This is a genomic window from Winkia sp. C0117E2 (assembly GCF_056590455.1).
The window spans coordinates 68,988-82,517 of sequence record NZ_JBWPWD010000005.1 but is presented as its reverse complement, the minus strand read 5'-3'; the positions used below and the strand labels follow the sequence as shown (position 1 = coordinate 82,517).

At 59.0% G+C, this 13,530-nt stretch carries 11 protein-coding genes; 4 read left to right on the top strand and 7 right to left on the bottom strand.

Going from position 1 to position 13,530, the window contains the following annotated elements; translation table 11 throughout:
• Positions 1-283 precede the first annotated feature (283 nt).
• From AC1EKG_RS07695 to AC1EKG_RS07685, 3 genes are all read left to right on the top strand, one after another.
• Positions 284-2,137: a phosphoenolpyruvate carboxykinase (GTP) gene (locus AC1EKG_RS07695; protein ID WP_070424941.1), complete on the top strand. Its 1,854-nt coding sequence runs from the start codon at positions 284-286 to the stop codon at positions 2,135-2,137.
• Between the two features lie 235 nt (positions 2,138-2,372).
• Complete coding sequence (locus AC1EKG_RS07690; protein ID WP_048708123.1) at positions 2,373-3,089, top strand: hypothetical protein; 717 nt, start codon at positions 2,373-2,375, stop codon at positions 3,087-3,089.
• Positions 3,090-3,149: 60 nt separating this feature from the next.
• A complete protein-coding gene (locus AC1EKG_RS07685) occupies positions 3,150-4,136 on the top strand; it encodes a ribonuclease HI (RefSeq protein ID WP_004808059.1) in 987 nt (328 codons plus the stop codon).
• Here the strand turns inward: AC1EKG_RS07685 and AC1EKG_RS07680 are convergent.
• Complete coding sequence (locus AC1EKG_RS07680) at positions 4,133-4,663, bottom strand: phosphoribosyltransferase (RefSeq protein ID WP_004808061.1); 531 nt, start codon at positions 4,661-4,663, stop codon at positions 4,133-4,135. The genes AC1EKG_RS07685 and AC1EKG_RS07680 overlap by 4 nt on opposite strands.
• A gap of 45 nt (positions 4,664-4,708) precedes the next feature.
• Complete coding sequence (locus AC1EKG_RS07675; RefSeq protein WP_004808062.1) at positions 4,709-5,374, bottom strand: TetR/AcrR family transcriptional regulator; 666 nt, start codon at positions 5,372-5,374, stop codon at positions 4,709-4,711.
• Positions 5,375-5,580: 206 nt separating this feature from the next.
• On the opposite strand from AC1EKG_RS07675, the gene AC1EKG_RS07670 reads away from it, so the two are divergent.
• A complete protein-coding gene (locus AC1EKG_RS07670; RefSeq protein ID WP_004808064.1) occupies positions 5,581-6,426 on the top strand; it encodes a hypothetical protein in 846 nt (281 codons plus the stop codon).
• On the opposite strand, the gene AC1EKG_RS07665 is transcribed toward AC1EKG_RS07670, so the two are convergent.
• Genes AC1EKG_RS07665 through AC1EKG_RS07645 form a run of 5 tightly spaced genes read right to left on the bottom strand, consistent with a single transcriptional unit; the run spans position 6,407 to position 13,440 of the window.
• On the bottom strand, positions 6,407-6,922 hold the full coding sequence (locus AC1EKG_RS07665; RefSeq protein ID WP_004808066.1) for a SprT-like domain-containing protein: 516 nt from the start codon (positions 6,920-6,922) through the stop codon (positions 6,407-6,409). The genes AC1EKG_RS07670 and AC1EKG_RS07665 overlap by 20 nt on opposite strands.
• Complete coding sequence (locus tag AC1EKG_RS07660; protein ID WP_004808067.1) at positions 6,912-7,838, bottom strand: DUF1963 domain-containing protein; 927 nt, start codon at positions 7,836-7,838, stop codon at positions 6,912-6,914. Before AC1EKG_RS07660 ends, AC1EKG_RS07665 begins: the two co-directional genes overlap by 11 nt.
• A gap of 48 nt (positions 7,839-7,886) precedes the next feature.
• The gene (gene hrpA / locus AC1EKG_RS07655; protein WP_004808069.1) at positions 7,887-12,299 is read right to left on the bottom strand and encodes an ATP-dependent RNA helicase HrpA; all 4,413 of its coding nucleotides are present in this window, start codon (positions 12,297-12,299) and stop codon (positions 7,887-7,889) included.
• A gap of 15 nt (positions 12,300-12,314) precedes the next feature.
• A complete protein-coding gene (locus AC1EKG_RS07650) occupies positions 12,315-12,644 on the bottom strand; it encodes an antibiotic biosynthesis monooxygenase family protein (RefSeq protein ID WP_048708112.1) in 330 nt (109 codons plus the stop codon).
• A 16-nt stretch (positions 12,645-12,660) separates the two neighbouring features.
• Positions 12,661-13,440 (bottom strand): alpha/beta hydrolase, encoded by a 780-nt coding sequence (locus AC1EKG_RS07645; RefSeq protein ID WP_040315471.1) that lies wholly within the window; start codon positions 13,438-13,440, stop codon positions 12,661-12,663.
• Positions 13,441-13,530: the final 90 nt, after the last annotated feature.

Below are 13,530 nucleotides of genomic sequence, written 5' to 3'. Positions count from 1 at the left end.
AAATTTCGCCTTTAGCGACAATTTTAAACTATCCAGAATGTTCCTGTGATGCAGAACAATGCCGTGGAACACATTGTGGCCTGCACCTTTGCAAACGCTGGTCGCGAACTCTCCCTTCCCTGCGCAATGAGGTTTATGCAAGGGCGTTGGCAAGTTTTTGATGCGTTAGAAAAATCAGGGACTTCTGCCCGGTGCAAAAGTTATTTTCGTCTGCAAAGATAGAACATGTCATCGGGCGTTGAGGCTGACGCCCCTTTCAAGGCTCAGGAGGCTGAACAAAGTTATGACCGTTACCGCAAAGGACATCCAGGCCGCTGCTCCGGCTAATGCACCCGAAGAAGTAGTGCAGTGGGTTGCAAAGATTGCCGAAATCACCACACCGGAATCTGTCGAGTTCTCTGACGGTTCCCAGGAAGAATGGGATCGCCTAACCTCGATGATGGTGAAGACCGGGATGCTCACCAAGCTCAATGAGGAAAAGCGCCCGAACTGTTTCCTCGCTCGTTCGCTGCCCTCCGACGTGGCTCGCGTCGAGTCGCGCACCTTTATCTGCTCCGAAAAGGAAGAGGACGCTGGCCCCACCAACCACTGGGCAGATCCGAAGGAAATGAAGGAAACCCTGATTGGTGAAAAGGGTGTCTTCCGTGGGGCTATGAAGGGCCGCACCATGTACGTGGTTCCCTTCTCGATGGGCCCGCTCGGCGGCCCAATCTCTCAGCTTGGCATCGAAATTACTGACTCGCCTTACGTAGTCTGCTCGATGCGCATCATGACCCGCATGGGCGCCAAGGCGCTGGATCTGATTGCCGAAGGCAAGCCGTGGGTTCCCGCAGTTCACTCCGTTGGTGCTCCTCTGGAAGAGGGCCAGGAAGACACTGCTTGGCCATGTAATGACGAGAAGTACATTACTCACTTCCCCGAAGCCAACGAGATTTGGTCCTACGGTTCCGGTTACGGCGGAAACGCACTGCTGGGCAAGAAGTGCTTCGCTCTGCGTATTGCGTCGACCATGGGCCGCCGAGACGGCTGGATGGCAGAGCACATGCTGGTTCTGCGCCTGACTGAAGAGGCAACTGGCAACCAGTACCACGTCACCGCCGCGTTCCCGTCGGCATGTGGCAAGACCAACCTGGCAATGCTGCAGCCCACCATCGAGGGCTACAAGGTAGAAACCGTTGGCGACGACATCGCGTGGATGCGTCCGGGCCCGGATGGCCGCCTGTACGCCATCAACCCCGAGGCCGGCTTCTTCGGTGTTGCCCCCGGTACTTCTTACAAGACCAACCCGATGGCAATGGACACCGCTCGCGCCAACTCGATCTTCACCAACGTCGCACTGACCGACGATGGCGATGTCTGGTGGGAGGGCATTGACACTGAACTGCCCGATCACCTGATCGACTGGCAGGGCAACGACTACACGCCCGAGGACGCAAAGGCTGGCAAGAAGGCCGCACACCCGAACTCCCGTTTCACCGTGCCTGCTTCGCAGTGCCCGATCATTTGCCCCGACTGGGAAGCACCTCAGGGTGTCCCAATCGACGCAATCCTGTTCGGCGGCCGCCGCGCTACCAACGTGCCGCTAGTTGCAGAGCAGTACACCCCGGCACACGGCGTCTTCATTGGCGCAAACGTGTCCTCTGAGGTCACCGCTGCGGCAACTGACGTCAAGGCTGGTTCGCTGCGTCACGACCCGTTCGCAATGCTTCCGTTCTGTGGCTACAATATGGCCGACTACTGGGGCCACTGGCTCGAGATGCAGCAGAAGCTGGGCGACAAGTTCCCGAAGGTGTACCAGGTCAACTGGTTCCGCAAGGACGAAGACGGCAACTTCATTTGGCCAGGATACGGCGACAACTCTCGCGTCCTGGACTGGATCGTCCGCCGCGCTTCCGGCCAGGTAGATGCCATCGAGGGCGTCACCGGCCTGTACCCGAAGTTCGAGGACTTCAACCTCGAGGGCACTGGCCTTGGCAAGGAAGAATGGGACAAGATGTACACCATCGATCCGGAAGCATGGGAAGCCGAGGCTGAAGATACTGCAAAGTACTTCGAGCAGTTTGGCGACAAGGTTCCGCAGCCCCTCCTCGATGAGCTGCAGGCACTGCGCGATCGCATCGCCGCCGCTAAGAAGTAGCCAGCTAGTCTCCTCCAGATAGCTAGAAGAGGGGCCGGTAGGGAAACCTACCGGCCCCTTTCTATGCCCGCTCAGGCCCCGGTAAGGAGCGCCTACTAGGAGCAATAATCGCCCGGCTGGGGCGGCGTGCTCGCCCTCGGGAAAAATAGACAAGAATTTTGCTTGAAAAGTAGAGCCATAGGGAACATGCACCTTTCAACATGCGAAAACTGTGCGTAAAGGCAACAATAAGAGCGTGAGTAATGCATTCGGTACGTCCCCCTTGGCGCAGCTGTTGCCAGTAACGGCGCCAACGGTTATGTTCCGAGAAGAGCACATGTCAAAAGGGGTGGCGCCGCTCTTTGAAATTACTCGTATTGGCAAGTACATGTCGGTGGGGCTGGCTCTGCGCAAGGCAGGCAAGCTGAATGTGCTCACCACAAGAAACAAGATGATTGGGCACCTGCTGGACCTATCCACCAGGGGTCAACTATTGGATCTTGCCTGGTCCAATTTTGAATCGTTGCGCATTAGCCCAGACGGCACCCCTGAACTGCGAATCCGTGTGATTGGGCAGAAGGAAGAACGCTACCTGCGCATAGACAATGGGACGAACCTTATTTCGGCGCTGCTGTGGCGCTTCCCGGTAAAGCACGTGCGCGATCTACTACCAAAGGTAGACATGGGCGATGGGGGTATTGTGGTAGTGCCGCAGGCAGAATCGATTGCCGTAGTCTCGGAGCAGACGGCTCACATCCAACTGGCAAAGATCCTGCAACCGTACGCAGTCAATGCCCGCCCAGCATCTACCTCAACCCCGGTGCCGCTGCGGCTAACCAACAGCGGGTGGGTAGAATACTTGCCGCCGGCCGGGTCTAAGGCTCACGAGTACGCGCAAACTATTATGGAAGTACAAGAACTGCGGAACAAGCGCGGTTACGTGGATGCCTCCTACCGAGTGCACCTGCGGTAGCTGGGCCTTCTGCGATCCGGCGCCCCGCCTGCCCTAACTTCAGAAAGGTGTTTATAGCTAATGAGCCAGCCAGCCTCTAGAGCGTCTAACAGGCTGACCCGACTAATAGCTGTACATTCGGTACAAACCTCTGTGGGCCCCGCCGAGCTGGTCATTACCGTCACTACAAAAGATGGTGCCGTCGAGGCGCGCATAGACGAGCCCGTCTCGCTGCAAGACGAACTGCCCATGATGGTGCTTCGCCGCTTTTCCGAGGTCGTAGCTTGGAAACAACCGGCAGCCGTGCGGATTTCGGCGTGCCGGGTGGCAGACGAGATCAGATCTTACGAAGATTCGTTCCCAATAATTACCCTGGTCGACGGCACCGATCCGATTGCCCGCAAACTGGGGGCTGAGGTGCGCGCGCGGGCCGCTGAGTGGGCCGGAGATAATGCGGCCCATCTGCGGGAGTTGGCGAAAGCGCAGGCTACCCGCAAAAAATTCGAGGACGCCCTCGTGAAACCGCTAGTAGTAGTGGCAACGGACGGTTCGGTAGGAAGAGGAAACCCGCAGGGAGCCTGGGCGTGGATTGATTCGCTTGGGGGAGGCAACGGTGACCTGTATACGGGCGACATCGTTGAGTGCGAGCTGTGGGCAATCATCCGGGCGATCCGCTCGCATCCGAACACTAGGATGCGGATCATTACCGACTCGCAGGTGTCCGTGGATCTGGTGGAAGCGCGGCTCTCGCCGCAAGCCAGGCGCGAACGGGAGCAGGGCAAGGACCCGGTGGACATGCCAGAGATCAGCCGGGATGCTTCCGCGCTGGCAGATAAGGCTGCCCGGGCAATCGAAAAACACGTGGGCGTAGTGTCTTTGGAATGGGTGCGCTCGCACGCGGCAAAGCCCCAAAATTTGGCCGAATATATGAATGAGGGCGCCGATACCGCTGCCGTGTTAGTACGGCGACGGCTCAGCGACCCTCAGCTTGCTAATAGGGAGGACGTGCGGGCTCGCGTGCGCACTGTTGCCAGTGCGACGATCGCGAACTACAGGCGTTCCCTCTAGGCCCCAACCTTGTTGGGGTCAGTGACTGGCGGCAAGGTGGACCAGGGGAAATTGATCCACTTATCGGTTTTCTTCAGCACGTAATCTGGCTTGACGATCGAGCGAGACTTCTCGTAGATGACCGCGCTGCGAACCTCAGAGACTTCAACTACTTCTTCGTCGGCAGAAACAACGCCATGCTTGGACACCAGGTCGACAACTAGCTGCAGGGTTTTACCCGAATCTGCTACGTCGTCAACTACCAGCACCTTCTTGCCACGCAGTGCTGAAGTGTCCATGAGCGGGGGAAGAACCACCGGCTCGGGAAGGGTTTCAGCAATGTCAGTGTAGAACTCTACGTTCAGGGTGCCGATCGACTTGGTGCCGAGGGCGTAGGACAGGGCGCCTGCGGGGAGCAAGCCGCCACGGGCTACTGCCACTACCAGGTCGGGCATCCATCCCGATTCGTAGATGTGTTCGGCAAGCGTGCGCATGCCGTCGCCAAAGGCTTGCCAGGTTAGAACTTCGCGGTCGTTTTCCTTCTCCATGTCAATAGCCTAGTGCAAAAATTTTGCGACGCCTAAGCGGATTGCCTACTTGTCAGTGATCATTAGCTCGAAAATGGTGGACAGCGTCGTTGGCGTCTCGCCTACTGTTTCGCCGTAGTGGTCGGTGTAACCCTCCGGGTAGACGTCAAAGACCGTGTAGGCGGTGCGAGCTAGCAGTGCCAGATCCTTCAGGGAACCGGTGCACTTGATGTTCACGGCGTCCATGATGCGCTGGAAGTACTCTTCAATTTCGTGCTGCCATTCGAACTCGGCAGACTGCAGAATTTCGTAGCAGTGCTGGTCGCGGGAGGCGTATAGGCGCATTTCCTGGGCGATTATTGCCCTATGGTTGCCGGTAATGGCATCCAGGAACGGAGTTAGGGCAGTTTCCGCACGCTTGGGCGCGGGGGCGTCCATGTCGATACCTTCGAGGACAGTCTGCAGTTCCTCCCACACCTCTACGGTGTGAACGCGCAGGTGCTGGTAGTACCAGCCGATAAGAGTGGATACGAAGTCCGACTTATCTACGAAATTGTAGTAGAAAGCGCCCCGGGTAAAACCGGCAGCTTCCGAAATAGTTCCCACGGTCATGGCGGGGATACCAGTCTTGATTACAAGCTGCAGGCCGCCTTCCAGGAGTGCCTGGCGGGTAGCTTCGCGCTTTGAGTGCTCCCATCCAGTGGGGGCCGCTAGATCAACAGACATAGACATTTTTGCCCTTTAGTTACGTATAGTAGTTTCGGTGTGTGCATGCAATACGCGTACATACGAGTATGACTTTATCGAGGTGGAGCAGCTTCAAGAAGTCCTATTTGTAGGTTTGCCACATGTGGTTATAGCGGATAACTATTGTGCGGCATGCTCGCCACCTCTTCTGATAAGCATATATATTAACGATTTCTAATGAAAGTGGCGACGTGTCCCAAAAGCAGGCAATATACAGGCGCAGGCGCATAGTTGCTGCCCTATTTGTTGTATTTATAGTTGTCTTGGTCATATACGCGCTCGCGGCTATACGTGAAGCCAATCGCCCCGAGTCGGTAGCGCCTGTTTCTGCGGCAGCAACGCCAAAGTTGGATTATTCCGGATTTGAAGCGGGAAATATTATTTCCGACGAAGATTTTGGGAACTGGCTTTCCATGGATGAACGCTCAATCGCACGTTTTATTGAGTCAGCGGGGCAGAGGTGCACGCCCGGAGGAAAAATAGAGTGTCTAAAGTCTGCACGATTTTCCTTAGAAGGCCAGGGATGGACGGAGTATTGTCGGCCCGTTGAGGGCGGCAAGAACCTTCCGGCGGCCACGATCATTGCTCGAGTCGCCGAGGCGTGCCGCCTGAACCCGCAGGTAATACTCGTTACTCTGCAAAAAGAACAGGGCCTTATTACGGCTTCGGAGAAGAATCTGAAACCTACCTCTTATGATTCGGCAATGGGATTCGCGTGCCCGGATGGGGCAAAATGCGACCCGCGCTTTAAAGGGTTTTCGAAACAGATCTACTGGGCGGCCAGCCAGTTCAATCGGTATCGGGCTAATCCGGCCGAATATGCCTTCCAAAGCGGACGCGAACAAGACATTCCGTTTTCAGTGAATAAAAAGTGCGGGGCCGCTCCGGTGTATCTGCGAAATTCTGCCACTGCCGCCCTCTACAATTACACGCCGTACCAGCCGAACGACAACGCGTTAGCGCACAACTATTCAGATAAGTGTGCCCAGGCGGGCAACGCCAATTTTTACGCCTATTTCAAGTATTGGTTTTCCTGAGGGTGCGCATCTGCTTTAGGTAGTTTCTCCCCAACTGTTCCGGGGGCACTTTTTCGCCGTGAAAATACCAGCTCAAGATGGCGTCCCCGCAAAATTGGCGGGAGCATTTGCCGCAGCTTAGCACCCGCGTGGGACGGCGGTAGCGAGGGCTTTCGTGGCCGGCAGGGCAGCGGCCAATCCATGGCGCGGGAGCAGTGGGCAAAGAGGCGGGTAGGCTAGCGCGTGGGGAGGCTCCCAACTGGGCGGCGATCTTTTTCCATTTGGGGCCGTGGCCTGCGCTGGCACCCGCCAGTGCGTGGGCTACTTCGTGCAGGATGACGTTGCGGACCGCCTCCTTGGGGTAGAGCGGTAACAGTACCCGCGACAGGGTGATCGTCTTCTTGGCGTGGTGGCAGGCTCCGGCGCGCCTGTGGGCGTGGTCTGCTTTTACTTGCCAGTCCAACCCGCGCTGGGCCAGGATCTGCCGAGTGAGCGCAATGGCCGCATCAATTTCCATTGGGGCGCGCCCACCACCAAGAGGCGTCTGCGAAGGAGGCTGTATCTGTTGCGGTGATTGCCCCTGCAGCTAGCCTGTCGTTACCCAGCAGATCTACTACCGAAGTGTCAGTGCGCAGTTGATCCCCGCCGAAGGCGAAGAGGACGTGTTCTCCGCGTGCGGTCGGTTCATCCTTGCACCAGTCGGCTCGCCCACCCAATCGGGGAGCGGTGTTTAGGGGGAAGGCGTTCAGCACGTCCTCGTAAATTCCGTATTGGCGCAGGTCGGTAAGGGAAGTTAGGGGAGTGTCGGGGAATACCTTGTTGAAGTGGAGAATATACAGTTCGTCGAATCCTGCTTCGGACGGAGAAATGTATTCGTAACCGGCTTCGGCGCGAACCTTGACCTCTCCGTCAGCTGCGAAAGCCGCATGCTTTAGCTCGGCCTGGTAGACCTCGCGAGTGCGCTCTTGCGCGTTCATTCCAATAGAAACGGGCTTGATAGCCAGGCGTATCAGCGGGGCTTGTCCCCTACCATATTCAGCGTCCGTGCCAACGAAGATCTGCAACAGGCCGCGATCAGGCAGCCACGGCAACACCTTGGGGAGCTCTTCCAAGTCAAGCTGCAACAGCAAGGCTAGCGGCCCCTCTTGCCCCTGGGGTACGCCGCGCGCATCCAGCAGCGGGATGCCGCCCAACTTATTGCCGGCTAACGTTGGTTTTCCCGAGGTCGGCCGCAAATAAATTGCAGCGGTCTTCGTTTCTTCACGCACCGCGTGAGCTACCTGCTGCAGGCGCGGATCGCCGCTGTAAGGAGGCGGCACTTTGCGCGCGGGGATTAGCTTCGGCTGCTCGGGCTGGGGGATCTGTTCGGGCACGTCAGATTCGGGCGCACTACCGCCCCGAAAGAACTCTAATATTCGCTGAAACAATCCCACGACTGAAAGATTACGTGAGCAAGCGGCTCAACGCCAAGATTGCGCGGTTCAATAGAGCAATTCGCGGATTCTCTTCGGACTCACCTTCACCGCGGTTCCGAGCGTCTGCGCGTACACCTGCACCGCAAGCTCCTGCACCATCCACTGCGCGCGCTCGAGTCGGGCCCACCGGGCGCCATCCCACGGAAGCGAGGATGCGGCCTCGATGGCGTCTTCGACCTCGAAAGAAACCTGCTGCAACTGCCAAGCAGCCCGCTGGTCGGCACCCGGTCGGGCTACCCGCCTGTGAGCGGCAGCCAGGTAACGGTCCAAATGCGGCAGGGCGAAAGTGGGGGTGCGGGCGATGAATCCGGGGAATATCAGCTGGTTTTGCTGGGCCTTCACCTCGGTTAGCACATCGAGCATGGACAGCTGGTTGGCGCTGCGTATCGCCTTGTCCAGCCGCCCGTTGGCTGCCAGGGCGCGGGCCACCTGCCCCATGATCTGGTACACGCGGTCTTCTAACTTGTCGCGCATCCAGGTGCCTACCTGCTCGAATGTGTCCTTGGTGCGCGGCAGGCCGCCCGGCATTTCGGAGAAGGAGCCCGCCTGCGGTGCCTCGTCCAGCAGTGCTGCTACCGCCGCCCACTGCGCATCCGCCACCATCTCCTCGGTAGAGAGGTAGGGAGACTGGGCTAGGGCTGCCGCTTCGCTGCCACGCCACCTGGTGGTAATGCGCTTGGTAGGCAAGCTCAGCTGCTGCACGTAAAGTCGAATGAGGCCAAGGCGATGCTCGCGTTCCCGGATGGAATTTTCTGCGAGCAAACGCAGCGCTACCTGCCCCTTAGCGGTGTTGCCCACCCCGGTGCCGGGGGTGTCAGCCAGGTCTTCGCGCACGGGAGCATAGGGGTCGACCAGCGAGGGGTAGGCGCGCACAGTCATACTTGCTCCCGTGGTGACCACCGAATCGGGGAGGGCGTGCTGACTTGGCCAGGAGGAAAGCCCTTCCTCTTCTTTGATGCTGGGCCCCTTTACCACCTTGGGAGCAGGCAGCTTGGGCTTCTTCTTGCCCTTCTTCTTTGCGCGCGGGTCGACCATCCCGGCCTCGGCCATCGCCCGGGCCACCGCCCCGGAGACCGCTGAGCGCACCGCCGCGGACGCTTTCGTATCCAGCGTGCGCTGCAGATAGACCAGCTCCCTAGAGGTTGCTAGCTGCTGCCCATTTTGCGTGACAACGAAGCGCATGCGTAGGTGGTCGGGCAGGGATTCGATCGCCATGTCAATGTCTGTGGCCGGCACGTCTACAGCCTTTACTGCACGCAGCCCGGCGCGTAGGGCCACGGCCAGGTCGCCCTCGCCAGCTTTGATGCGGGTTTCTTGCGGCTGGGTCTTTGCGTCTTTTTGCGGCTGGGTCTTTGCGTCTTTTTGTGGCTGGGGCTTCGGCTTGGGCTCGATGCCTGCCCACGACGCCAGCCTGGCCATGGATTGGTCGAGGGCGGCCGCCTGCTTCTGCGCGAAGGTCGAGGCCGCTTCTTTGGAAGTCTTGCCGTCAGAACGAATCCACTTTGCCACCGCAGCGCCCACGTCCGGGGCGGGCACTAGTTCGCGGCGTACCGCCTTGGGCAGCGAGCGCACAATGCCGGTGCACAGCTGATCTAAGAAGCCGGGGACTAGCCACTGAAATTCTTGTTCCTCAAGGCGGGGCAGTACCTCTAGGGGAACCGTCAGGGTTACCCCATCGGCCGGGTCACCCGGAGCAAACACGTAGGTGAGTGGCAAGGCAATGTCGCCCAGCTGCCACCTGTCGGGGAAGGCATTCTTGTCGAGGGCGGGGGCATCCTCGGTCTCGTCGGCCTGCCCGCCACGCGGCAACACGTCTGCCATGCCGTAGGTTAGGTAGTCGCTCTGGCGCCGGCGCGCCCCCTTCCACCACCTGTCGAAGCTGACCTGGTCGGTAACGTCTAGGGGGAGTCGATCTTCAAAGAAGGAAACAAGGGCGTCGTCGCTGGCCACTAGGCCCACTTCGCGGCGGCGGCGTTCCACCTCGTAGGCGCGGTCTAAGACCCTGGCGTTGGCGCGCACGAAACGGTGCCGGCTGTTCCACTCGCCCTCTACAAGGGCTTTGCGAATAAACATTTCCCGCGCCAGTGCCAGCATCTGTTGTGCCTTGGCAGGGTCTGTAGTCTGTCTTGCGGCTGTTGCTAAACGTACCTTTCGGTCGGCAACAATGGTCATGCCGTAAAGCGTTACTTTTTCCGTAACTACCGCGCTACCAGCAGATTTAGACCATACAGGGTCCCCAAAGCTACATTGGGAAAGGTGGGTGGCCACGGGCTCGATCCATTCGGGGCGGATGGCCGCGGCAGTGCGCGCGAACAACCGGGAAGTTTCCACCAACTCGGCTGCCATAACCCACTCTGGGTGGCTGCCGCGAAGGCCGGAACCAGGCCACAGTACGAACTTTGTGCCGCGGGCGCCTTCGTACACCTTGTGGGGAGCCACCCACATGCCCAAGTTGGACAGTAGGCCGGTAAGGATGGATTGGTGAATCGAGTCCGCGTCAGTAGTGGTGGGGCCTGCCGTCAGCTCGACGCACGCCTTTGCTACCGCATCGTTGAACTCGGGGCTGGCGGGGGTAGCGCCGGCGGTGTACGCGGCAAGATCTGCCGGGTCGGGCATGGCCAGCTTGTGGACCTTCAGGTGAATATCGCGAGCCATCTGTCGTAGCTGGGTAACCACGTCCTGCCACTCGCGAATGCGCAGGAAGTGCAGGTACTCCTTGCGAGCGCTACGGCGGAAAGCTGAATTAGATAATTCGCGCGACAGGGTGCGCACATACCGCCACATGTTCAGGTAGGTGATGAAGTCACTCTTGCGATCCGCCAGACGGCGGTGCTTTGCATCCGAGGCTTCTTGCGCATCGGCGGGGCGCTCGCGGATGTCTTGCATGGAAAGAGCCGCAATGATGACCAGCACCTCTGAGGCGCAGCCGCGTTGTTCAGCTTCCAGTAGCATCCGCCCCAGGCGCGGATCTATAGGCAGCCTAGACAGGCGCCGACCAATGTTGGTTAGCGTGCCCTCGCGAGTAAAGGCCCCAACTTCGTAGAGCAGCTGGGTGCCGTCGCGCACTGCCTTGCGCTCGGGTGGGTCGATGAACGGAAAATCCTCGACTTTGCCCAGTCCAAGCGAGGCCATCTGCAAGATCACCGCCGCTAGGGAGGTGCGCAAAATTTCGGGTTCGGTGAACTCGGGGCGGGCGTTGAAGTCCTCCTCGGAATACAGCCTTATGGCTACCCCCGGCGCCAGTCGTCCGCATCGTCCAGAACGCTGGTTGGCGCTAGCTTGCGAGACGGGTTCGATGGGCAGGCGCTGCACCTTGGTGCGACTTGAATACCTGGAAATGCGCGCGAGGCCCGGGTCTATCACGTAGCGGATGCCCGGCACGGTAAGGGAGGTCTCGGCGACGTTCGTGGCCAACACGATTCGGCGGCGCGAGTGGGGGGCGAAAATTTTGCGCTGTTCGGCGGCCGACAGGCGAGAAAATAGCGGTAGCACTTCGACCGCGCAGCCGGCGGATAAATGCCTCAGGTGATCTTCCAGTGCCTCCTGCGTTTCGCGAATATCGCGTTCACCTGGCAGGAACACCAAGATGTCGCGCGGGCCCGAGTCGCCCGGTTCGTCCAGCAGCTCGTCTACTGCCTCTATAATGCCTGTCACCTGGTCGATCGGCTCGGCCTCTACGTGAATATCGCCGCCGTCTTCGACTAGGTTTTCAATTTCCAGAGGGCGGTAGCGCACCTCCACGGGGAAGGTGCGGCCCGATACGTCCAGGACGGGGGCGGGCTTGTCAGTGCCGAAGGCCTCGGCAAAACGCTCCGAGTCGATCGTGGCCGAGGTGATGATGACCTTCAGATCCGGGCGGGCAGGCAGGAGCCGAGCCAAATACCCCAGAATGAAGTCGATATTGAGGGAGCGCTCGTGTGCTTCGTCGACGATGATCGTGTCGTAGCGGCGAAGCATCGGGTCAGTTTGAATTTCCGCCAGCAAAATGCCGTCGGTCATCAATTTGATCAAGGTCTTATCTGACACTTTGTCAGTAAAACGGACTTGGAAACCGACTGTTTCCCCAAGCGGGGTGCCTAGTTCGTCGCTAATGCGCTCAGCCACCGTGCGGGCAGCGAGCCGCCGTGGCTGGGTGTGGCCAATCATTCCGGTAATGCCGCGCCCCAGCTCCAAGCAGATCTTGGGCAGCTGCGTTGTCTTGCCCGAACCGGTCTGCCCGGACAGTATGACAACCTGGTTTTCCGATATGGCCTTGGCAATATCGTCCCGCCTGCTACTTACAGGCAGCTGGGCGGGGTAAGTAATTGTTGGGACTGAGGCCCGGCGGGCCGAAAGCAACTGATCCGAAAACGGTTTGAAACCACGTGCGGGCCTGCGCCCTCGCCGTTCTTTATGAGGCTTTGCTTTCTTCTGAGTCACCGAACAATCCTAACGTCAGTTGCCCTCCTGGCAGTGAGCCACCTGGTAGTGGCGCACCACTGGGGTCTTGGCCACCTTGCGGGCGGGCCCGCCCTCTTCATCTGCCTTGTGCCCGTGCGAAGCGCTGAAGTGGTGGGAGTGAATCCACGCCTCGTAGGACTTCTCGTTGGCCCACCGGGTCACTACCAGCCATCGGTCATCAGCCGGATCTGTGGGTTGCAACAGATCGAAGCCCTCGAAACCTTCCAGGTCCCCCATACGTGAACCGTTCGCCTTGAAGCGGGCGGCGACGGCCTGTGCGTCCTCGGGATGAATACTGATTTCGTTCGTTACCACAATGCTCATGGCACGAGCTTAGCGCCTACTTTGCGGGCGCGTGCAGGCGAAGCCAGTCAAGACACTTGGCGCGCAGGGCAGCCGCCCCCGACTCGGGTGCCGAAGGTCCAGCTCCGAAATTTGCTTCGCGCATCACTTCCAGCCGCGAGCCGTCAGGCAACAAGGCCGCCAGCTGAGTTGTAGATTCTACCATGCCCTCGTCCTGATCAGTCCCGTCGTGAATGAGCAGCACCGGGCAAGTCACCTCGGTGGCCAGCTTTTGCGTGTCCACAATGGTCAGATCCGCCAGGGTTTGCTTAGAAATCAGGTAGTGGTCGCGTTCGCCCTCGGAACCGGGGATGATCGTGTGGCCAACAATCTCTAGTTGGTCAAGCTGATCCGAAGAGAAGACGGCGCTCCAATCCATCAGCGTCGACCCCGAAATTGGGCCAGTTAGGATCATGGTTGCTGCCGGCAGTGGGACGGCCCGAAGCGAGGCGGTAGCCCCGTACCCGTGAGCATGCACAATAACCTGCTTCACCCCGTTATCCAGGAGCCAGCTACAGACGGACTGAATATCCTCGGCGCTGTTGTCGCTAGTTAGCACATCATCGTCGGATTGGCCGCATCCAGAAAGATCAAAAGCCATGGTTTGGTATCCGGCTCCGCGGTAAGCAGCGCTCAGGAAATCAAACCAGCCGGCTGAATGGCGGTCGCCCAAAAATGAGTGCACGAGCACCACACAAATGTCGCAAGAGTCTACTGGCGCAACCCAATCGCCTGCCAGCTTCTTCCCACGTGGGGTCATAATCTGCACTTCGCTCACGGGCATAACGGTAGCAAGGCAACCTTAAAGGTTGAAGAAAAAATCCTAGGATTCGTATTGCCGAGAGCGGATTCGCCGCATTCTCGGCCC